This is a genomic window from Streptomyces geranii (assembly GCF_002954775.1).
Lineage (GTDB): Bacteria > Actinomycetota > Actinomycetes > Streptomycetales > Streptomycetaceae > Streptomyces > Streptomyces geranii.
In genome coordinates this window covers 34182-55797 of sequence record NZ_PJME01000046.1, presented here as the reverse complement: position 1 = coordinate 55797, position 21616 = coordinate 34182, and the positions used below count along the sequence as shown (strand labels likewise).

At 69.8% G+C, this 21616-nt stretch carries 18 protein-coding genes and 1 pseudogene; 13 read left to right on the top strand and 6 right to left on the bottom strand.

The window, feature by feature from the left end; genetic code table 11:
• Positions 1 to 35: 35 nt before the first annotated feature.
• Entirely contained in the window at positions 36 to 443 is a 408-nt protein-coding gene (locus CW359_RS35295; RefSeq protein WP_105974298.1) for a winged helix-turn-helix transcriptional regulator, read from the top strand.
• Between the two features lie 132 nt (positions 444 to 575).
• On the top strand, positions 576 to 1523 hold the full coding sequence (locus CW359_RS35290) for a helix-turn-helix transcriptional regulator (protein ID WP_105974297.1): 948 nt from the start codon (positions 576 to 578) through the stop codon (positions 1521 to 1523).
• Positions 1524 to 1854: 331 nt separating this feature from the next.
• On the opposite strand, the gene CW359_RS35285 is transcribed toward CW359_RS35290, so the two are convergent.
• Entirely contained in the window at positions 1855 to 2778 is a 924-nt protein-coding gene (locus CW359_RS35285; protein WP_105974296.1) for a helix-turn-helix transcriptional regulator, read from the bottom strand.
• 149 nt (positions 2779 to 2927) lie between these two features.
• Between CW359_RS35285 and CW359_RS35280 the strand changes: the two genes are divergently transcribed.
• The 3 genes from CW359_RS35280 (at position 2928) to CW359_RS35270 (ending at position 5428) form a co-directional block, all read left to right on the top strand.
• Positions 2928 to 3779, top strand: coding sequence for an aldo/keto reductase (locus CW359_RS35280; protein WP_105974295.1), 852 nt, complete (start codon positions 2928 to 2930; stop codon positions 3777 to 3779).
• 153 nt (positions 3780 to 3932) lie between these two features.
• Positions 3933 to 4712, top strand: coding sequence for an SDR family oxidoreductase (locus CW359_RS35275; RefSeq protein ID WP_198655508.1), 780 nt, complete (start codon positions 3933 to 3935; stop codon positions 4710 to 4712).
• Between the two features lie 92 nt (positions 4713 to 4804).
• A complete protein-coding gene (locus tag CW359_RS35270; protein WP_105974294.1) occupies positions 4805 to 5428 on the top strand; it encodes a flavodoxin in 624 nt (207 codons plus the stop codon).
• 243 nt (positions 5429 to 5671) lie between these two features.
• Here CW359_RS35270 and CW359_RS35265 read toward each other — a convergent pair whose 3' ends face one another.
• Both CW359_RS35265 and CW359_RS35260 read right to left on the bottom strand, forming a co-directional pair.
• A complete protein-coding gene (locus tag CW359_RS35265) occupies positions 5672 to 6589 on the bottom strand; it encodes an RNA polymerase sigma-70 factor (protein WP_105974293.1) in 918 nt (305 codons plus the stop codon).
• Positions 6586 to 7779, bottom strand: coding sequence for an NAD(P)/FAD-dependent oxidoreductase (locus CW359_RS35260; protein ID WP_105974292.1), 1194 nt, complete (start codon positions 7777 to 7779; stop codon positions 6586 to 6588). The genes CW359_RS35265 and CW359_RS35260 overlap by 4 nt, the downstream gene beginning before the upstream one ends.
• A gap of 374 nt (positions 7780 to 8153) precedes the next feature.
• Here CW359_RS35260 and CW359_RS35255 point away from each other — a divergent pair.
• Positions 8154 to 8270, top strand: a pseudogene (locus tag CW359_RS35255) (IS5/IS1182 family transposase); the annotation flags it as partial.
• A gap of 128 nt (positions 8271 to 8398) precedes the next feature.
• Positions 8399 to 9292 (top strand): helix-turn-helix domain-containing protein, encoded by an 894-nt coding sequence (locus CW359_RS35250; protein WP_105974291.1) that lies wholly within the window; start codon positions 8399 to 8401, stop codon positions 9290 to 9292.
• A gap of 143 nt (positions 9293 to 9435) precedes the next feature.
• On the opposite strand, the gene CW359_RS35245 is transcribed toward CW359_RS35250, so the two are convergent.
• A complete protein-coding gene (locus CW359_RS35245; protein WP_105974290.1) occupies positions 9436 to 10449 on the bottom strand; it encodes a LacI family DNA-binding transcriptional regulator in 1014 nt (337 codons plus the stop codon).
• A 140-nt stretch (positions 10450 to 10589) separates the two neighbouring features.
• On the opposite strand from CW359_RS35245, the gene CW359_RS35240 reads away from it, so the two are divergent.
• Positions 10590 to 11366, top strand: coding sequence for an alpha/beta hydrolase family protein (locus CW359_RS35240; RefSeq protein ID WP_105974289.1), 777 nt, complete (start codon positions 10590 to 10592; stop codon positions 11364 to 11366).
• On the top strand, positions 11363 to 14005 hold the full coding sequence (locus tag CW359_RS35235; RefSeq protein WP_105974288.1) for an alpha-L-rhamnosidase: 2643 nt from the start codon (positions 11363 to 11365) through the stop codon (positions 14003 to 14005). The genes CW359_RS35240 and CW359_RS35235 overlap by 4 nt, the downstream gene beginning before the upstream one ends.
• 107 nt (positions 14006 to 14112) lie before the next feature.
• On the opposite strand, the gene CW359_RS35230 is transcribed toward CW359_RS35235, so the two are convergent.
• Together CW359_RS35230 and CW359_RS35225 are read right to left on the bottom strand one after the other, a co-directional pair.
• Entirely contained in the window at positions 14113 to 15033 is a 921-nt protein-coding gene (locus tag CW359_RS35230; RefSeq protein WP_105974287.1) for an alpha/beta hydrolase fold domain-containing protein, read from the bottom strand.
• 70 nt (positions 15034 to 15103) lie between these two features.
• Positions 15104 to 16105 (bottom strand): LacI family DNA-binding transcriptional regulator, encoded by a 1002-nt coding sequence (locus tag CW359_RS35225; RefSeq protein WP_105974286.1) that lies wholly within the window; start codon positions 16103 to 16105, stop codon positions 15104 to 15106.
• A 367-nt stretch (positions 16106 to 16472) separates the two neighbouring features.
• Here CW359_RS35225 and CW359_RS35220 point away from each other — a divergent pair, with 367 nt between their 5' ends.
• Genes CW359_RS35220 through CW359_RS35205 form a run of 4 tightly spaced genes read left to right on the top strand, consistent with a single transcriptional unit; the run spans position 16473 to position 21567 of the window.
• Complete coding sequence (locus CW359_RS35220) at positions 16473 to 18026, top strand: ABC transporter substrate-binding protein (RefSeq protein WP_105974285.1); 1554 nt, start codon at positions 16473 to 16475, stop codon at positions 18024 to 18026.
• A 9-nt stretch (positions 18027 to 18035) separates the two neighbouring features.
• The gene (locus CW359_RS35215) at positions 18036 to 18977 is read left to right on the top strand and encodes an ABC transporter permease (RefSeq protein WP_105974284.1); all 942 of its coding nucleotides are present in this window, start codon (positions 18036 to 18038) and stop codon (positions 18975 to 18977) included.
• Positions 18974 to 20734: a dipeptide/oligopeptide/nickel ABC transporter permease/ATP-binding protein gene (locus CW359_RS46865; RefSeq protein WP_105974283.1), complete on the top strand. Its 1761-nt coding sequence runs from the start codon at positions 18974 to 18976 to the stop codon at positions 20732 to 20734. The genes CW359_RS35215 and CW359_RS46865 overlap by 4 nt, the downstream gene beginning before the upstream one ends.
• Entirely contained in the window at positions 20731 to 21567 is an 837-nt protein-coding gene (locus CW359_RS35205) for an ABC transporter ATP-binding protein (RefSeq protein WP_105974282.1), read from the top strand. Before CW359_RS46865 ends, CW359_RS35205 begins: the two co-directional genes overlap by 4 nt.
• Positions 21568 to 21616: the final 49 nt, after the last annotated feature.

Here is a 21616-nt window from a genome sequence, read left to right as displayed (position 1 = left end):
GAGAAATAAGTACACGGCCCGTTTAGCATGAGCGCATGAGCCGAGGGACCGACCGTGTAGCCGGGATGAGCGTGTTCGATCCGCAGTGCTCGTCGCGTGAGGTGCTGGAGCACGCGACCGGCCGGTGGGGCGCTCTGACCCTCGCCGCCCTGGTCGACGGCCCTCTGCGGTTCGCCGAGGTCAGGCGCAACGTGGCCGGGGTCTCCGACAGAATGCTGTGGCAGACCCTCCAGCGTCTGGAGGACGACGGCCTCGTCGCGCGCACACCGCACCCCACGGTCGCCAGACGGGTCGACTACGAACTCACCGGTCTCGGCCGCCCGATCGCCGAGCGCGTCTGCGACCTGATCGACGCGATCTACGAGCAACTGCCCGGCATCGTCGCCCACCAGCGCGCGAACGGCACTGTCCCGGCGCCACCCGCCCAAGACGCGGCCGGCTGAGGGAGTTTCCGAAGTCCGCCGACGCGAATCGACGCCAGGAGCCGGGCTGCGGTCCCGTACCGCATGCCCATGTCGACGTTCCCCGGCTCCTTGTGGCGGGACGCGTGATTGCAGAGATGCCACACTGAGGAAATGGATCCCAAGCGACAGACCGACGGTCGCAGCGCCGCCAGTGAGCTGGGCTGTTTCCTACGGGCCCGTCGGACCCAGGTGATGCCGGAAGACGTCGGCCTGGCTGTTGGTCCGGGGCCGCGTCGGACGCCAGGTCTTCGTCGCGAGGAGATCGCCACCCTCGCCGGGGTGAGTATCGACTACTACACCCGGCTCGAACGGGGCAAGGAGACGCGGCCCAGCCCGTCCGTCGTCGAGGCGCTCGCCTCCGCCCTGCGGCTGGGCGACACGGAGCGCGCGTACTTCCGCGACCTGGCCGCCTGCACGGCCCGCGGCGGCCATCGGACCGGGCAACCTGACCGAGCCCCGCAGCACCCGGCTGTGGACCGGGGCGTCGAACTCCTCCTCCAGACACTGCGGCCCAACCCCGCTCACGTCGTCAACCGCACCTACGAACTGCTCGCCGCCACCCCGGGTGGCCTGCGCCTGCTGCCCGGTATGGCCGACATCGAGCCGGAGGAGCGCAACGTCGTCCGTTGGCTCGCCCTGCATCCGGGGGCCCGCGTCCTGTACCCGGACGACTGGGAGAACCAGATTCGCGGCTGCGTGGCCAGGTTGCGTGCCCTGGCCGGTACCGACCCCGACATCCCGGGACTCGGCAGCCTCATCGCCGAACTGCGTGACAAGAGCCCGGACTTCGCCAGGCTGTGGGAGCACTACGACGTCCAGGGCCACACCACCGGCACAAAGACCTTTCACCACCCGGAGTTCGGTGTCTTCACGCTCGGATTCCAGGCCCTCGACCTGGACGGGAGCGGCGGTCGCCGCCTGATCTTCTACTACGCCGAGCCGGGCACCCCCGCGTACGACGTGATGGTGCTCCTCGACATGGACCGACCCCGGACCGGGACCGGGGCGGCCACCGACACCTCCATGACCCGCCGACACGGCTCGATCACCGACGCGTAGCCGCTGCTTCACCCCATCAGGGGCCCGCTATGGGCTGTCCTGCCTGTACGGGCCGGGTTGGACCCGGCCGGGTACGGACAAGACCCGCCCGTAACTGCCGTGTGCTGCGTGCCTGGCGGCGGTGGGCACCGTCGGCTTCGACGCCGGCGGTCGGCCACTTGGCGGTGGAAGCCCGGCTCTTGCTGAACTGCCAGGAGAAGACAGCAGAGTTCGCGTGCCGACGAGAGCACTACGACATCAAAGGCCCCACCCGCCCACGCAAGAGTTTCCAGCACTCCGCGTCGGCCAGGTCTCCTCGGCCATCAGCCCCTGGGGGCCGGCAAGTCGTCGGTCAGGAGCCTGTACGTCGTCGGTCCTCGGCAGCCACTTCCGGCTCCGGATGCGCGACGGACTCAGGTGTTGTCAGGTCGAGCAGAAGCATGGCGTCGTGGTCGGGGGTTCCCGGCTCCGCGGTGTAGACACCGAGACGCTGACCGGGGGTGTCGTCGAGGTGCATGCTCTGGCCGCTGAGGGTGAGGATCCCGACCTGGGGGTGATGGAAGGTCTTCTCGTTCTTCTTGCGGCCGACGACGTCGTAGCGCTCCCACAACTTGGCGAAGTCAGGGCTCTTGAGGAGGAGTTCGCCCACCAGGTCGGTGAGGTCGGGGGTGTCCGGACCGATACCGGCCAGCGCGCGCAGCCGGGCGACGCAGCCGCGGACCTGGTAGTCCCAGTCGGGGAAGAGGGTGGGGGCGGTGGGGTGGAGGAAGAGGTAGCGGGCGAGGTTGCGTTGGGTGGCGGGCCAGTCGGCGATGCCCGCGTAGAGGGCGAGGCCGCCGGGGTTCCAGGCGAGCAGGTCCATGCTGTGGCCGATGACATAGGCCGGGCTCGGCCGCAGCGTCTCCAGAATCAGCTTCAGGTGCGGGCTCACCGTTCGGCCGGGCGGTGGCGACGGCTGGGAGGTGTACCTGGCGGCGCGTGTGGCGAGCTCCCGCAGGTGCTGGTGCTCCGCGTCGTCGAGGTGCAGGGCACGGGCGAGGGCGTCGAGGACGGCGGGGCTGGGCCGGGTCTCCTTGCCGCGCTCCAGCCGTACGTAGTAGTCGATGCTGATGCCGGACAGCGTGGCCAGCTCCTCGCGCCGCAGACCGGGGGTGCGGCGCAGCCCGGTCCCCACGCGGAGCCCGACCTGCGCGGGGCTGGTCTGGGTGCGCCGCGCGCGCAGGAACCGGCCCAGCTCCCCGCCGGCGTCCCTGTCCGTGCTCTGCTCGGATGCCATTACTCCAGTTTCACACCCTGCTGACCTGCGTGGCGGGCGTGTGGGGGGCCCTGTCATTACCCCGAACGCCACTCCCCGGCACAGCTCGACCTGCCAGCCGGGCCGGAATGGCGTGATGCTCGATGAACCCGCAACAGGTAAGGACCCCCATGCAGACAGTCACCCTCAACAACGGCGTCGAGATGCCCATCCTCGGCTTCGGTGTCTTCCAGATCCCGGGGGAGCAGACCGAGCGGGCCGTCGCCGACGCCCTGGCCGCCGGTTACCGCCTGCTCGACACGGCCGCCGCGTACGGCAACGAGGAGGCCGTCGGCCAGGCCGTCAGGAGCAGCGGCATCCCGCGCGAGGAACTGTTCGTCACCACCAAGCTGTGGGTCCAGGACGGGCCCGCGCAGGAGAACACGAAACGCGCCTTCGAGACGTCCCTGGCCAAGCTCGGCCTGGAGTATCTCGACCTCTACCTGATGCACCAGCCCTTCGGCGACGTGTACGCCCAGTGGCGTGCCATGGAGGACCTGCACCGCCAGGGCCTCACCAGGGCGATCGGCGTCGCGAACTTCTACCCCGACCGCCTCCTCGACTTGATCATCAACAACGAGGTCACGCCGGCGGTCAACCAGATCGAGACCCACCCCTTCTTCCAGCGCACCGCCGACCAGGAGCTGATGCGCGAGCACGGGGTCCAGATCCAGTCGTGGGGCGGGTTCGCCGAGGGCAAGAACGACATCTTCACCCACCCCGTCCTGAGCGGGATCGGCAAGACGCACGGCAAGTCCGTGGCCCAGGTGGTCCTGCGCTGGCTGACCCAGCGCGACGTCGTCGCGATCCCCAAGTCGGTCCGTCCCGAACGCATGGCCGAGAACATCGACGTCTTCGACTTCGCCCTCACCGACGACCAGATGGCCGCCATCGCCACCCTGGACACAGGCACCTCCCTGTTCTTCGACCACCACGACCCCGCGATGGTCAACTGGCTCAGCGCACGCCGCCTGGAGTCCTGACTCGGCAGCTGGAGACGGCACGGCCACAGCACCGGAACGAAATCGCGCGCGGGTACTCCGCTACGGAGCAGGGCACCCGCGTCGCGTGGGAGGGAACAACCTCCGCGACGTTCCCACGACGGCACTCACCACCTCATGGAGCAGGGCTTCACCATGTCCCAGAAGCAGATGATCACCGACGTACTCATGGTCGGCGCGACCGGCAGTATCGGGCGGCTCGCGGTGAAGGCCGCGCAACGGCACGGTCTGCGCCCACGGGCATTGGTACGTGACGCACAGCGAGGCGAAGAACTGCTCCCCGGCGTCGAACTGGTGCAGGGCGACCTTGAGGATCCAGCCACCCTGCTGAGCGCGGTCGGCGGAGCCGACGCCATCCTCCTCACGCACGGATCCGGCAGCGACACCCGTCGGGACGCCCGTGCGCACGTCGACTACGGCGGCGTACTGAACATCCTGCAAGCCCTCGACGGCGCCAAGCCGCGGGTGGCCCTGATGACCTCCATCTACGCCACGCGCAGCGACATCCCCGGCGCCACGCCGTGGAAACGGCGCTCCGAGCGACTCCTGCGGGCCAGCGGCCTGCCTTACACCATCGTCCGGCCCGGTTGGTTCGACCTGGCCGGTGCGACACAGCGGCGCCTCGTCCTGGAGCAAGGCGGTACGGGCGACGGCGGCGTCGCGCGCGACCAGATCGCCGAGACACTCGTGCGAAGCCTGCTGACGGACACCGCGTTGGGCAAGACGTTCGAACTCATCGCGACCGAGGGGGAGGAGCCGTCCGACTGGGCGGACCTCTTCGGCGCCCTCAAGGCCGACGAATCCGGTTCCGTGGACGGCGTGTTGGACCCGTTCAACCTCCCCGTTGAATCCGAACCACCGGCATTGCGCGCGGATCTCGATGCCGTCCGTTCCCTACGCGGAGCCGGCGGATGACAGCGGGCGGATTCAGTACGAGGACGGGCGAACCCACCACGACACGGCGTCGCACCCTCCTTCGCGGTGTACTTCTGGGAGGAGCCACCATCATGACCGGCGTTCAGATCACAGGCTGTTCCACGTCCCCGTCGAGCGACGACACGCCGGAGGAAGCCGGTGAGCGACCTGCGGCGGCGCCCTCCTCCGGCAAGCGCGTCCTGCTGGCCTACTTCTCGCGGCCGGGGGAGAACTACTTCAACGGCGGGCGTACCAACCTCAAGGTCGGCAACACGGAGGTACTCGCCCGGATGATCAGCGAGCACATCGAGTGCGACGTACACCGCATCGAAGCCGTCGACCCCTACCCCGACGGCTACGACGCCACAGTCGCGCGCAATGTCCGTGAACAGGACGCCGATGCGCGACCGGCCATCGCCAACCCCCTCTCCGAGATCGACCGTTACGACGTCGTGCTCCTGGGCAGCCCCATCTGGAACGTGCGAGCGCCCATGATCATGTCGACCTTCACCGAGAGGTTCGACTTCCAGGGCAAGACGGTCCATCCGGTCACGACGCATGCGATGAGCGGACTGGGGACCACCGAACGCGACTACGCCGCGTCCTGCCCCGGCGCGACCATCGGGGAAGGCTTCGCGGTCCGGGGAGAGGAAGTCCGAAAGGCCGATGCCGACGTCCAGACGTGGCTGCGGCGCATCGGCGCTCTTCGGGGCTGACTCGTTCGCAATCGGCTCCAGCCCGACGGTGTTCTTGGGTTGGCTGAACTGCTCCGGGTCTGATGGAGGGGCCGGGGTGTCCCGAGTTGGGTTGAGTCGAGTTGCTTGATTTCAAGCTGCTGGCGGGGTGCGGAGTTCGTACTCCACCGGGGTGAGCATGCCCAGCGCGGAGTGTCCGCGCTGGGGGCAGCGGGCCCGGGCGCTCACGGGGATTCCGGCGGGCGTCGACAACGAGCAGGCGGCTCAGGAGAGTTGGTGCTCAGTGCCGTCGGCGACGGCGTGGAGCTTGTCGGGGTTGGCCACGTTGTGGATGGTCGAGATGCGGCCTTCCGGGTCGAAGTCGAACGTCAGCGTGGCGATCACGCGGTCCGGGCCGCGGAAGACCACGCCCGGGCCGCCGTTGATGCAGGAGAGTTCTGCCCGCATCTGCCCGGGCTCGATGCCCTGGTAGGTCACGGTGCCGAGCGCGGCGAACCAACGGGCCACGGTCTCCAGGCCGACGACCGGCTTCAGAGCCTGACGGACCTTGCCGCCGCCATCGGTCCACAACGTCACGTCGGGGGAGAGCAGTTCCATGAGGGTGTTGATGTCGCCGCCCGCCGTCGCCGCGAAGAAACGCTCGGCGACGTCGCGTTGGCGGGCGCGGTCCGCGGTGAAACGGGGCCGACGGGCCTGGACGTGCTCACGGGCGCGGTGCGCGGCCTGGCGGACCGCCGGCTCCGAGCGTTCCACCGCCTCCGCGATCTCCGCGTAACTGAAGGCGAAGACCTCCTTCAGCACGAAGACCGCGCGCTCCAGGGGGCTCAGCGTCTCCAGGACGACCAGCAGAGCCATGGAGACCGAGTCCGCCGTGGCGACGCCGTCGGCGGTGTCCGGTCCGGTGAGGATCGGCTCGGGGAGCCAGGGCCCGACGTAGGTCTCGCGCTGGTGGCGGGTCGAACGCAGCCGCTCCATCGCCAGGTTGGAGACGATCCGGGTCAGGTAGGCCTTGGGGTCGGCGACCTGGGAACGGTCGGCCGCCGACCACTTGAGCCAGGCGTCCTGGACCACGTCCTCGGCGTCGGCGGCGGAGCCGAGGATGCGGTAGGCGACGGAGAAGAGCAGGGTGCGGAACTGCTGGAAGGCGAGCTGGTCGAGGCCAGTCTCCTGCGGCTGGGTCACTTGGCGCTCCGAATCCGGGTGTAGCGGCCTCCGCGCGGCCAGAACGCGCCCGAGGCGGGCATCGTCTTCATACGGGCGAAGGTCGGCCACGGCGCGGCGGTGACCGTCTCCTTGTACTTGGCGGCCCGCTTGCCGGTCAGCACGATCCGGCGCGGGCTGTCGTCGGGGTGGGTGAACTGCACGACGGCGTCGTTCCGGCCCAGGCTGACGGGTGTGTGGTAGTAGCCGAAGCGGAAGGGCCTGGGCTCCTTGCCGGCCAGCACCCGCAGGATCGAGAGAGCCGCGTGCACCCCGGAGGGCATACCGCCCTGGCAGGTCCCGTGCATCACGCCATAGCCCTGACGGATCGCCGCCGCGTCGCCCACGGCGTAGACCTCCGGGTGGGAGACCGAGCGCAGCGCGCTGTCGGTGACCACCCGGTCGCGCTCGTCGACGGTCAGGCCCGCGGCGGCAGCCAGCCGTGAGACGCGGGTGCCGCTGGTCCACAGCACCGCGCCCGCCGGGATGCTGGAGCCGTCGGCGAGCTCGACGCTGTCCGGGAGCACCTTGACCACCTCGACGCCGCTGCGCACCCGCACGCCGAGCCGGGCGAGCGCCTCGTCCAGGTAGGCCTTGGCCTTCGGGTGCATGCTCGTGCCCGGCTCGCCCCGGCCCAGCAGCAGCACATCGAGCTGCGGGTACCGTTCGGCGATCTCCGCGGCGGCCTCGACGCCGGTGAGTCCGCTGCCGCCGACGACGACGGTCCCACCGTCGAGCCGGGTCAGCCGGTCGGCGAGGAGTGCGGCGTCCTGCGGGCTGTTGAGGGTGTAGGCGTGGTCGTCCACTCCGGGGACGGCAACGGTGTTCGCGATGCTGCCCAGGCCGTAGACCAGGGTGTCGTAGCGCAGGACCCGGTCGTCGTCGATCCGGACGGTCTTCGTCTCGGCGTCCACGGCGGTGACCCAGCCACGGACGAAGTCGGCCCCGATGCCGTCCAGCAGCTCCGGGATGTTCATCTCGGCCGTCTCCTGGCCGGTGGCGGTCATGTGCAGTCGGAGCCGCTCGGTGAAGGTGTCGTACGGGTTGACCAGCGTCACTCGCAGGTCACCACGCTTCCTGGAGCGGGCCGCGAGCTGGATCACGGCGGAGAGCCCGGCGTAACCGGCGCCCAGGACCAGGACTTCGTGCTGCCGCGCTGCTGTCGCGTTCATCGCTCTGCTGCCTCTTTCGTGTCGGCCGTTCCCGCCCTGCGGACGACCAGCAGACGCAAGCTGCCTTCCCGTTCGTGACATGGGGATGATGTGACCCGCGTCACAGCGCGACCGTGCCTCCACCACCCGACCAGCTCAGCGTCAAGCCCCGACGGATTTCCGGAGTCGATCCCCTAAGAACTCCCAATGAAATGATCTTCCAGATGGTTGGATCACTCCGGGACCGTTGATCCGCAGGGTGCAGAGCGGCTCGGCCAAAGCCATGGGACGTCGACAACGAGCTGTGGGCGGTGCTCCAGCCGCTGCTGCCCATGGTCGAGCGTCTGACCCGGCATCCCGGGCGCAAGCGGCATCCGGAGTGGCTGGTGTTCTGGGGCATCCCGCTCGCCGCCACCCTTACCGGCGGCAACCGCAACGACGTCACCCAGCTGATCCCTCTCCTCCAGGCGGTGCCGCCCGTGCGGGGCGAACGAGGCCGGCCACGGCGCCGTTTTCTTTCATCGTGTATTAGTGGGTAACGTTTCTCATTCATAGGTCAGAATGACCCGGAGGCGGGCGGCCGGGCTTAGCCTGTTGTCGATGGTTGAAGCAGCTGTGAAAGGTCGATTCCCGAACGCTCATGGTCGATTTCGCTTCTTTGGCGATCCCCGTGATCCCCTTCAGCCCCGTCCGTAGACCCGGGACAGGCATTGTCGTGGCCTCGCTGAGCGAGGTGCGTGAGAAGGCTTGCCTGGATCTCGCCACAGCTCCCCACCGGCTTGCCTTCCATCTGGTCATGCTGGTCAGAGAGGGGACCGGAGATCTTGCCATCGACTCCACGTGCTACCCGTGCCGGGCCGGCTCCCTGGTGTGGATCCGGCCGAACCAGGTGATCCAGTTCGCACTCGCGGCGGACATGGAAGCCCGCGTCGTCATGTTCACCGAGACGTTTCCGTTGCACCTGCGTGCGCACATGGGAATGCTCGACGACGTCCTGCGCCCCTCCTGCTGGCAGCTCCGCGATGACGAGCCGACCACTTTCGAGCGGGTGCTGGACCTGCTGTACGAGGAGTCGGAGCGGCCCGACCAAGGTCTCGGTGAGGACATCCTCAAGCATCTGCTGGCGGTCGTCCTGCTGCGCATCGACCAGGTCTGCCGTACTCACCACAGAAGCCAGGCGCGGAACGGCAGCCCCTCCGGCGAGAACGGCGAACTCTTCGTGCGTTTCAGGGACGAGTTGGAGAAGTCCTACCGAACGAGCCGACTCGTGGAGGACTACGCCGCCGCACTCAACTGCACGCCCCGCACCCTTTCCCGGGCCTGTCGCATCGTCGCCGGTGTCTCCACCAAGGAGGTGATCGACGCCCGGGTGACCCTTGAGGCCAAGCGGCTGCTGGTGCACACGGATCTGGCCGTCGGTGCCATCGCCCGCCAACTCGGCTTCACCGAAGTCACGAACTTCGGCAAGTTCTTCGTGCGGCGAGTGAATATGACACCCGGAACCTTTCGGCGCGGTGCCGATCCGCAGAATTAGGGGCAACGCCGGAATTCGTGGCCGGGGCCTTGCCTGGCAGTGCTGTTTTTGGGCGAACCAAAGCCGTATGTCGCGTTCTCCGATGGTTGCCCCCTACGGATATACGCGGGAGCGGGAGCGGGAGCCGGAGTCCGAGCCGCCGGTCAGGCCGATCGCCGGACGTGGATCCGCAGTGAGTCTGAGTCCTCGACGGAGTCCGCCGGTGTCTCCTTGCCGTCGAGGGCGTCGACGACATGGCGGACCAGGCCCCGTGCCATCGCGTCGATGTCGCGGACGACCGTGGTGAGCGGTGGCTGAGCCATCGCCGAACCGGGGATGTCGTCGACCCCGATCACGGCCAGATCATCGGGAGCGCTGAGGCCGAGGGACCGCAGGGCGGCCAGCACCGACTGCGCGACGTCGTCGTTGAACGCGCAGATTCCCGTCACCCCCGGCTCGGCGGCGAGCCAGGCCTTGACCGCCTCGACGGCGGCATCCGGCTCCAGCGGGACGGTCCGTACATCCGGCGCGGGAAGTCCGAGTTCGGCACACACCTGACGGACGCCCTCCAGACGCGGCCGGGCCAGAACGTCGAGTCTCGGGAGGTCGGGGTACGCGTAGCCGAGCCGGAGATGTGCGTCGGCGAGGTAGCGGGCCTGCGCGGCGCCGATGGGTTCCTCGGACACCAGGGGCGGCCGGAGCCCGCGCTCCCTCGAACCGTGCACCGCCAGGACGACCTCGGTGCCGGCGGTCCTCATCGCCTCGGCCTCGGACTCGGGAAAGTCGTACAGAGCCAGCACCGCCGCGGGCGTCACGGTCTTCCAGATCTCGCGCAGGGGGCGGGCCGGCTGGGCCGAGGAGTGCACGAGGAAGGTCAGTTCGTGTTCGGCGAAGGCGTTGGTGAGCTGCTGGATGAGCCGGCCGAGGACGTGCTGGATGGGCCAGTCCGGCAGCAGGCCGAGCACGATGTCCGAGCGCCCGGTCCGCAGGACGCGCGCCGCGGCCGAGGGGGCGTAGCCGAGCCGGGTGGCCGCGTCCCGGACGCGACGGCGGGTCGCCTCGGGGATCGTCTGGTGCGGGTGGTCATTGAGGACGTAGCTCACCGTCGCACGCGAGACTCCCGCCTCCCGGGCCACGTCCCCGCTGGTCACCCTTCTGTCGTTGGGCCTCCCGGCCATGCGTCCCACCCTCTGAAAGAGACCTCTTGCCCAAAGGCCATCGCTGCGGTTACTTTACCCGCACAGTTTACCTACTCGTTTAAGTGATTCGAGTAAGCGATTCGAGTAAGCGAAGACAACCGATCCGATGAGGCCTGCCTGTGATCCGCCACCACGACTTCCAGCACAACGGCCTGACGCTGCGCTCCACGCTGCACATCCCGGACGGACCGCCGGAAAGCCGCTGGCCGACCGTGGTCTTCGTCCACGGCTTCACCTCCAACCGGATCGAACTGCCGAACTTCGTCGCCATGTCGCGGCTGCTGGAGGCCAACGGGATCGCCTCGGTCCGATTCGACCTCTCGGGTCACGGGGAGAGCGACGGGGACTTCTTCGACGTGACCATCACGGGGGAGATCGCCGAGACCCGGGCGGTGCTGCGCACGGTCCGGACCTTCGACTTCGCCGACCCCGAGCGGATCGGCCTGGTCGGGATGAGCATGGGGGGTGTGGTCGCAGGCATCGCGGCAGGTGAGGAGACGGGGATCGGCGCGCTGTGCCTGTGGTCCCCGGCCGCCGTCGCCCCCTTCGAGATCGGCAGCGGCTACCTCAAGGGCCGAGCACTCGCTCCGGAGATCGCGGAGAAGGGCTACGTCGACGCCGACGGACACCGGATGAGCGCCGCACTCGTCAAGGACATCGCCGCCCTCGACGTCTACGGGCGCTCCAGCGCGTACGCCGGTCCGGTGCACATCCTGCACGGCGACAACGACGACATCGCGCCCCTCGAATACGCGCTCCGCTATCTGGACCACTACGACGGCAACGCACAGGTGGAGATCGTCGAGGGCGCGGACCACGGCTGGGGAACCGTGCCGCACCGCACCACCCTGCACCGGTCCACGCTGCGATTCCTCCAAAGGCACCTCCAGCGATGAACACGTCGAGCATCGAGGCCCTTCGCACGACCGATGCCATGACGACGGTCGTCGGTCTGCACACCGAGGACGACTCCGGCCTGATCGCCACCCCGTACTCCGAACCCCGTCTGTCGTGGTCCCTGGCCGGTGACGAGCCCGGCGTCCTGCAGCGCGCCTACGAGATCCAGGTGTCGGCCGGGCCTGCCTTCGGCGAACCGGTGTCCAGCGGAGTGGTCGAGTCCGACCTGGTGACCGACCACCCCTGGCCGGCCGCAGCGCTGAGCAGTCGCGAGGTCCGGTACTGGCGAGTGCGGGTCCGCACCGGCCTCGGCTGGACGGCGTGGAGCGAACCCGCCCGGGTGGAGGCCTCGCTGCTCGACGACGCGCAGTGGACAGCCCGCCCCGTCCACCTGCCCACCGACCGGGGCCGTACCTCCCCCGGCCCCGTGCCGCTGCTCCGCCGGGAGTTCGCGCTCCCGGCGGAGCCGGTGTCCGCACGCCTGTACGTCACCTCCCTCGGCGTCCACCGCACCACGATCAACGGCCTTCCGGTCTCCGACGACCTGCTGGAACCGGGCTGGACCAGCTACCCCAACCGCCTGCTCCACGCCGCCTACGACGTCACCGGCCTGCTCACCCCCGGCCGCAACGCCCTGGCCTCGGCGGTCGGCGACGGCTGGTACCGAGGTCACCTCACCTGGCACAAGAACCGAAACGTCTACGGCGACACCTCGGCCCTGCTCGCCCAGCTCGAAGTCACCCTGTCCGACGGCACGACCCTCACCATCGCCACCGACGAACACTGGAAGGGCGGATACGGAGCCCTGCTCGCGGCGGACCTGTACGACGGCTGCGAACGCGACCTCCGCCATGAGCCTCCCGACTGGCAGCACCCGGGTTTCGACGACCGCGACTGGGAGCAGGCCGCCGTACTGCCGCTGCCCACCGGCCTGACCGGGCGGGCCCACCCGGCCGTCCGCGTCGTACAGGTGATCCGGCCCGAGCTACGGACCCTGCCCGACGGCACGATCGCCGTCGACGCGGGCGAGAACATCACCGGCTGGCTCGCCATCCGCGCGAGCGGCCCACGCGGAGGCACCGTGACCGTCCGCCACGCCGAGGTCCTCGACGGCGACGGCCGCCTGCTGACAAGCATCCTGCGCGGTGCGCGCGCCACCGACCGGTACACCCTGGCCGGTGACACCACGGAGCTGGAGCCGGAGTTCACCTTCCACGGCTTCCGGTACGCCGAGATCGCCGCCACCCCCGGCGTCACCGTCGAGGCGGTCGACGTGCGCGTCGTGGCGAGCGACCTGCGCCGCATCGGCGACTTCCGCTGCTCCGACGAACGCGTCAACACGCTGTACGCCAACGTCGTACGCTCCCAGCGCGGCAACTTCCTGGCCGTGCCCACGGACTGTCCGCAACGCGACGAACGGCTCGGCTGGACCGGCGACCTCATGGCCTTCGCGCCGACCGCGTGCGCCACGTTCGACAGCGGTTCCTTCCTCGACAGCTGGCTCACCGATCTCCGTATCGAACAGCGCGCCGACGGCGCGGTGCCGCTGGTGATTCCCGACGTACCGCTCGGCGATCCGCCGCCGGCCGAGCTGCCGTTCGCCGGTTCCGGCGCGGGCTGGGGTGACGCCGCCACTGTCGTACCGGCCGCGCTCTTCGACGCCTACGGTCGGCGCAGCATGCTGGGCCGTCACTACGCGGCGATGCGCGCCTGGGTCGAGTTCACCGTCGATCACCTGGACGACGACGGGACCTGGAGCGGCAACGCGCAGCTCGGGGACTGGCTCGATCCGGCGGCGCCACCGGAGGACCCGTCGCGGGCCACCACGGACTCGGGCTATGTCGCCACCGCTTTCGTCGCGCACAGCGCCCGTCTGCTCGCCGACGCGGCCCGTGAGCTGGGCTTCGCCGAGGACGCCGAACACTACGCCGACCTGCACCGGCGTACCGCCGAAGCCGCCTGGCGGAAGTGGGGCGACCACGCCCGCACCACCCAGACCGGATGCGCGCTCGCCCTGGAGTTCGACCTCGCGCCCGCCGCCGAGCGCGGCGCGGTGGGCGAGGCCCTCGCCGCGCTGGTGCGCGCCCGCGACGGACGCATCGCGACGGGCTTCCTCGGGACACCGTTCGTCCTGCCCGCGCTCGGCAACTCCGGGCACACGGAGGAGGCGTACCGCCTGCTGCTCAACACCGAGTGCCCGGGCTGGCTCTACCAGGTCGCCCTTGGGGCCACCACCATGTGGGAGCGCTGGGACGCCATCCGGCCCGACGGCACCATCGACGTCGAGAACGCGGGCATGATGCTGTCCTTCAACCACTACGCCTACGGGGCTGTCGCTGCCTGGCTCTACCGATCCGTCGCCGGACTGCGGCCCACCGCACCCGGTTACCGCACCTTCGACATCGCCCCGCAGCCCGGCTCCACGCTCACCTCGGCCGAGGCCTCGATCACCACGCCGTACGGCACCGCCTCGGTCGCCTGGTCGATCAGTGGCCGCACCCTCACCGTGAGGGCTGTCGTGCCACCCGGCACGACCGGACGGTTCAGCGCACCCGAGGGCTGGCGCACCACGGAGGCCGTCGCCCCGCTCGGCTCCGGCAGCCACCTTCTGACCCTGAGTCCGACCACCGGTCCCTGAACGCCGCCTGCTCGGGGAACCGCCCCACCCCCGGTGGCGTATGCCGGGCTACAGACCGCGGCCCGCTGTGTCCTGACGCACAGTGGGCCGCTCCGGTTGCCGACCCGCTACCGCAGGGCCTCGGCGAAGAAGTCGAGTGACCGGTCGACCTCGGCGAGAGCCGGCGTCCGGTTGAGATGGCCGTGCGGCATGCCGACAGCCAGATACGGCTTGACCGTTCCTCCCGAGGCGGCCAGCTGACGGGCCAGTAGCTCGCCCGACGGGCGGAGATCGTCGTACTCGGAGAGCAGCAGGTGAACGGGCGGCAGGCCGTGCAGGGCAGCCGCGCCGGGGAGTGCGTCGCGCGGTAGATCGGTGAGGCGGCCGACGTAGTTCTCGACCATGAACTCGATGCCGGCCGGCGAGAAGCGCATCGTCGGCGGGAACCCGGCCATTTCGGCGGCCGTGGCGCCGTCCAGGGCCGGGACGGGGAAGTGCGCGAACGGGTAGGCCAGCAGGAGGAGATCGGCGGGCCGCAGCGCCGTGTCCCGGTCGCGGAGGGCCGAGGCCAGCGCCAGGGCCGCGCCGGCGCTCGCTCCGCCGAGGGCGACCAGTCCGGCGTCGGCGGCCACATCGGTCCTGAACCAGCGCCACGCGGCATGGACGTCGTCCAGCGGGACCGGGTAGTGGACGTCCTCCGTGGCCAGCCGGTAGCCGACGGAGACCACCACCGCCGAGGCCCGCGCCGCCAGTTCGGCCGCGACGACGTGCGCCTCGGGCATGTCGAGGTCGCCGCCGAGGAAGCCACCGCCGTGCACCCACAGGACGGCCGAAGCGCCGGGGCCCGGCGGAGTGTACGTCCGGACCGGCACCGGTCCGTGCGGTCCTGGGATCGTCGTGTTCGCAATTGCGACGTCGGGCTGGTTCCATTTCGCCGGATCCCGCGCGAACTCGCCGAACCGGGTCAGGGCGTCCGGGTCCGCGAGATCGTCGAACGTCAGGCCGGCGATGAGATGCAGTCGCTCGGCGAGGTAGGGGTCGAGGGGCATGGGACAGCCTCCGTGAAGCAAGGGTGACGCGGGCCGGCGTACGGGCCGCCGTGGCGGGGTGGGCGGGCCCTCACGCCGACTCGCGGACCTCCAGCCGGATCCGCGGCTCGACCGGGCTCGCGGAGGCCTCCGGGCCGTCCAGCGCGCGCATCACCGTGTCCGCGTACAACTCGGCGACAGCCGGGAGGTCCTCGACGACGGTGGTCAGCGGCGGGCAGGCCAGCGCCGCGGCGGGGCTGTCGTCGACACCGATCACCGCCATGTCCCGGGGGGCTTCGAGGCCGAGCTTTCGCAGACCGGCGAGCACGGTCATGGCGAACTCGTCGTTGAAGGCGCAGATGCCGGTCACGGGGGGATCGGCGGCGAGCCAGGTCCGGATGGTGCTCGCCGCCGCGTCCGGTGTCAGCGGGATGGTCCGGACGTCGGGTTCCGGCAGGCCCAGTTCGGCGCAGACGCTCCGGACGCCGTCTAGGCGCGGCCTGGCGAAGACGGCGACGCGCTCGTCGTCGGGGTAGACGTAGCCGAGTCGCCGGTGGGAGGCGGCCAGGTGGCGGGCCTGCGCGGCGCCTATCGCGTTCGCGCTGGTGATGCTCGCCTCCGCGCCGAGTCCGCTGGAGTCGTACAGGGCGACGATCACCTCGATGCCCGCCGACCGCATGGCCGCCGCGTCGGAGTCGGTGAACGGCTCGAAGGCCAGTACGGCGGCAGGGGTGAGCGCCTTCCAGATGTCGCTCAGCGAGCGGGCGCCCCGGACGCTGGAGTGGACGACGAAGGTGAGATTGCGCTTCGCGAACGCAAGCGTCAGTTCCTGGATGAGGTTCCCGACGGCGTGCCCGAGGGGCCAGTCGGGCAGCAGACCCAGTACGACGTCCGAGCGCCCGTAGCGAAGCGTCCGCGCCGCGGGGGAGGGGGCGTAGCCGAGCTTCGCCGCGGCGGCCAGCACGCGCTGGCGAGTCGCGTCGGTGATCTTCTGGTGTGCCGTGTTGTTGAGGACGAAGCTCACCGTCGCCCGCGACACGCCCGCGTCACGGGCCACGTCGGCGCTGGTCACCCTCCTGCTTCGCGGTGCCATCCACAACCACCTTCCGGGAACCTCTTGCGCAACGCAGGAGACACAGTTAATTTACGGGCACTCACTATAACGTGTTAACGACACGTTATAGCTACTCTGAACAGCCACGATGCGAGGTGGTGCGATGAGGCGCCTGCCGACTCATCGAGTCGCCGACATTGAAGCAGACGGCCTGCGTCGCGCACGAGACGGAGAGACCCTCCGGCACGACGGCCGACCGGTCCCGGGCCTGTGCCCGACCACCACATCAGCAGCGACCTCCCCGTGAGCCGTCCCTCCTGAGCCGTCCCGATCTCCTTCCTCGCCCACTTCCCCTGGCACCCCGAAGACGCACCCCGAAGACGCACCTCAAAGACGGAGACCCTCGATGAAGAGAAGAACCGCACTCCAGGCCTCGATCGGCGTCGTGGCGACGCTCGCGCTCGCCGCCTGCGGCGGCGGAGACACCGGCGCAGCGACTGCCGGCCCGGCGAACCTGACCATCGCCCTGAACTCCGCGCCCAACAGCCTGGACCCGGCCCAGGTCGCGGTCGGGCCCTTCCTGAACTACATGGACCCCGCCTACGCCTCGCTGCTCACCCGCAAGGCCGACGGCACCCTGGTGGGCGACCTCGCCGACAAGTGGGGCTATGTCGGCAGCGGGAACACCAAGTTCCAGATCGTCCTGCGCAAGGGCGTGAAGTTCGCCGACGGCACCCCGATCACCGCCACCGACGTCGTGAACTCGATCAAGTACTTCCAGAAGGGCAGCGGCCCCGGCGGCTCCTACTACCGCCCCCTGACCTTCGCCACGCCGGACACCTCGACCGTGGTGATCACCAGCCCGACGCCGAATCCCGACATGGGGACCCTGTTCACGCCCGCCTTCATGGGCGGAGCCGTCATCAGCCCGGCGGGCCTGAAGGACCCGAAGAAGCTGGCCTCCGAGACCTTCGGCGCCGGACCGTACGTCTACAGCGCCCAGCAGTCGGTCTCGGGCGACCACTACGTCTACGTACCGAACAAGAACTTCTACGACCAGTCCGCCATCCACTTCAAGAAGATCACCGTCAAGGTGATGCCGAACGTGAACTCGCAGGCGCAGGCCCTGAAGTCCGGCCAGATCGACCTGATGTACGGCACCCCGGACGTGGCGCCGACCATCACCGGGACCAAGTCGCTCGCCACGCTCAAGAGCCCCACCACCTGGGCGGGCCTGTTCCTCCTCGACCGCGCCGGCACCGTCGTGAAGGGCCTCGGCGATGTGCGCGTCCGGCAGGCGCTGAACTTCGCCATCGACCGGGCCGCGATCACGAAGGCGGTCTACGGCGACTTCGGGGCGCCGGTGTCCCAGCCGGCGATGCCCGGTTACGACGGCTACAGCCCCGACGCCGAGAAGGTGTACCCCTACGACCCGGCCAAGGCCAAGCAGCTGCTTGCGGCGGCGGGATACGCGAAGGGACTGACCATCCCGGTGAACTACGGGTCGTTCGACCCCTCGACGGCCAAGATGGTCCAGGCCGTGCAGGACCAGCTCTCCAAGGTGGGCGTCACCCTGACGCTGCGGGCCGCCGCCAACTTCGGCGGCTGGATCAACGACCTGCTGACCAAGAAGTACGCGGCCACCGTGCTCTCGCCCGGCCAGGGCGGCGGCGAGAACTTCTACGCGCAGCAGCCGGGGTTCACCAAGACGGGCATCATGAACGTCTTCGGCGTGGACGACCCGGACGTCGACGCCGCCTACGACAGGCTCGCCAAGTCGGACCCCGCGTCCAGCGGCGCGGCGGCGAAGGCCCTCACCGACGTGATCGTGCGCAACGCCCTCGCGCTGCCGGTGTCCGGCATCGACACGATCGCCATGTACAACACCAAGCTGCACGGGGTTCGGTTCGGAGTGGGCACCGCCCAGCTGACCCCGAACACCACGTGGACCACCCGCTGACGAGGACCGATGTCTTCCATCATTCTCCGCAGGCTGGCGCTGTCCGTCCCGCTCCTGGTGGTCGTCTCGGCGATCACCTCGCTCCTGGAGTCGTTCGTGCCGGGTGACCCGGCACGAACGCTCCTGGGGATCAACGCGACACCGGAGCAGTACGAAGCGCTGCGAGCCGCACTCCATCTCGACAAGCCGTTCGTCGAGCAGTACTGGCTGTATCTGACCGGCATCCTGCACGGCGACTTCGGCAACTCGCTGTTCAGCGGCGAATCCGTCCTGGCGGTGATCGGGCAGCGGCTGCCGGTCACGCTGACGCTGGTGATCGGGGCCACCCTGCTGTCGACCCTGGTCGGCGTACTGCTCGGCGTGTACAGCGCCACGCGGGGCCGGTTCAGCCGCCGGCTGATCGACGTGGTGTCCCTGCTGGGCAGCGCCCTGCCCAACTTCTGGCTCGCGCTGATGCTCATGTCCCTGTTCGCCGTCAGGTTCCAGCTCTTCCCCGCCACCGGATACACGCCCTTCGCCCAGTCACCGGGGCAGTGGGCGGCCGGGCTCGTACTGCCCGTGGTCTCGCTGTCCATCGGGGGAGTGGCCCTGATCTCCAAGGTCACCCGCGACGCGATGCTGTCCACGCTGGCCCGCGACCACATCAGGACCCTGCGGGCCTCCGGTGTCCGGCCCGCGTCGATCATCTGGAAGCACGCCCTGCGCGGCTGCGGAATGCCGGTGGCGACCGCGGTGGGCCTCTCGGCGATCGCGTTCATCCCCGGCTCGATCCTCGTCGAGAACGTCTTCACCCTGCCCGGTCTGGGCACGACGGTCGTGGACGCGACCAACCAGCACGATCTGCCGGTCGTTCAGGGGGCGGCGATCACCTTCACGGTGCTGGTGATCGCGGTGAACCTGCTCGTCGACGTCGTCTACAGCCTCCTGAACCCGAAGGTGCGTGCGGCATGACCGCTACAGATCCGCTCGTGAGCGTGCGCCCACGGAAGCGGGCCAACCCCCTCGCGGGCATCTGGCGCCGCCCGCTCACCGCGGTGGCGCTCGCCGTGGTCCTGACGGTCACCGTCGCCGTGATCCTCGCCCCGCTGCTGGCACCGCACCCACCCTTGGCGCAGGACCTGCTCCACGCGCGCTCCGGTCCGTCGGGAAGCCACCCGCTGGGCACCGACGACCTCGGCCGCGACGTGCTGAGCCGGCTCCTCTACGGCGGCCGGCCGGCCCTCCTGGGGACGGCTGTGGCCGTGGGCGTCTACATCGTCCTGGGCATGACGCTCGGCATCCTCGCCGGCTATCTGCGCGGCTGGACCGACCGGGTCATCGTGGCCGTGATGGACGTCATGCTCTCCGTCCCCATCGTCATCCTCATGCTCGCGGTCCTGGCGATCTTCAGTCAGAGCAACGTGGCCGCCATGCTCACCCTCGGCGTCCTCTCGTCCGCGGGCCTGGCGCGGATCATCCGCAGCGCGTGCATCGGCCTGCGGGAGGAACTCTTCGTGGACGCCGCCAAGGTCTCCGGGCTCGGCCCGGTACGGATCATGGCGCGGCACATCTTCCCCGGCCTGGTGGGGCAGTTGCTGGTCCAGGTGTGCCTCTTCTCCGGTATCGCCCTCATGGTGCAGACCGGCCTCGGCTTCCTCGGCCTGGCCACCCCGCCGCCCGCCCCCAGCTGGGGCGGCATGGTCGGAGAGGCCTCACAGGTCATCCAGCAGAGCCCCGGCCTGCTGGTCGTCACCGGCGGCCTGATCGGCCTCATGTCCCTCTCCTTCGGCCTGCTCGGCGACGGGCTGCGCGACCTCGACCAGGACCGGCGGCGAGGGATCAGCGCCGGGGCGCGGAAACCGGGTCGCGTGCCGATCGCCAAGGAGACCGCCGAAACCCCGGACACGGCGCCGGACACGGGCGTGCTCGCCGTACGCGACTACTCCATCGCCTTCGCCACCGCCCAGGGCCCGCGTACGGTCGTCGACTCCGTCGGCTTCACGGTGCACCCCGGTGAGATCTTCGGGCTCGTGGGCGAGTCGGGCAGCGGCAAGACGGTGACCGGCCTGTCGCTGCTCGGACTCCTCGCCCCCGGCGGGACGGTGACGGGCGGCTCGGCCTGGCTGGCCGGGACCCGGATCACCGGACTGCCCGAGCGCGAACTCCAGCGCATCCGCGGCAAGGAGATCGCCCTGGTCTCCCAGGAACCCATGGTGGCCCTCGACCCGTACTTCACCATCGGCTCCCAACTCGGCGAGGTCGTCCGCCGCACCGGCGGGGTGACAGGCGGTAAGGACGCCGTACGGCAACGCGTACGGGAGCTGCTGACCAGCGTCCACCTGCGCGACCCGGACGACGTTGCCCGTAGGTACCCGCACGAGCTGTCCGGCGGCATGGTGCAGCGCGTCGTCATCGCCATGGCACTGGCCGGCTCCCCGAAGGTGCTGATCGCCGACGAACCCACCACGGCACTCGACGTCACCGTGCAGGCCGGAATCCTCGACCTGCTCAGGTCACTTCGCGACGAACGCGGCATGGCGATCGTCCTGATCACCCACGACCTGGGCGTGGTGGCCGACGTCTGCGACCGGGCGATCGTGATGGAGAAGGGCCGGATCGTGGAGGAAGGCCCGGTCGAGGACATCTTCTACCGGCCCCGGCACCCGTACACGAAGAAACTCATCGCCAGCACACCCAGCATCGCCACGACCGAGGGCAGGATCGCGTGACCGGCACCCCCGTACTCCAGGTCGACGGCCTCGCGGTCCGCTATCCGTCCCGCGGCCTGCGCAAGCCCCCCATCACGGTCATCGAGGACGTGTCGTTCGAGGTCGGCCAGGCCGAGACGGTCGCCCTCGTGGGCGAGTCCGGCTCGGGCAAGACGACCATCGGCAGAGCCGTCCTGGGACTGACCCCGGTGAGCGGCGGGCGCGTACTGCTCGACGGGCGGGATATCACCCACCTCACGGGCCGCGCCCGCCGGGCCCTGTCCACCGACATCCAGGCGATCTTCCAGAACCCGTACGGCTCCCTCAACCCGGCCCTCCCCGTGGGCCGAACCCTGGCCGAGCCCCTGCTCGCCGACTCGACCCGCGCGCGCAGCGAGGTCCGCGACCACATCGCCGACCTGCTCCGCCGCGTCGGCCTGCCCGAGGACGCGGCCGACCGGTACCCGGCCCAGTTCAGCGGAGGCCAGCGCCAGCGCATCGCCATCGCCCGGGCCGTCGCCAGACAACCCCGGCTGATCATCTGCGACGAACCGACCAGCGCCCTCGACGTCACCACCCAGGCCGCCGCCCTCGACCTGCTCTCCGAACTCCAGCAGTCCCTCGGCTGCGCGTACCTGTTCATCACGCACGACCTCGCCGTCGTCAAGGAGTTCGCCGCGCGCACCCTGGTGCTGCAGCACGGGCGGATCGTGGAAGAGGGAAGCAGCACCGACGTCTGCGACCGGCCCAAGCACGAGTACACCCAGCGACTGGTGGCGTCCGCCCCTGTACCCGACCCAGTCCTCCAACGCAGCCGCCGACAAAGGCGACTCGAACTGGAAGCGACGTCATGAGGCACCGGACGCGCAGTACACGTTGACGAACGGTCCACCTGGTGAGGGC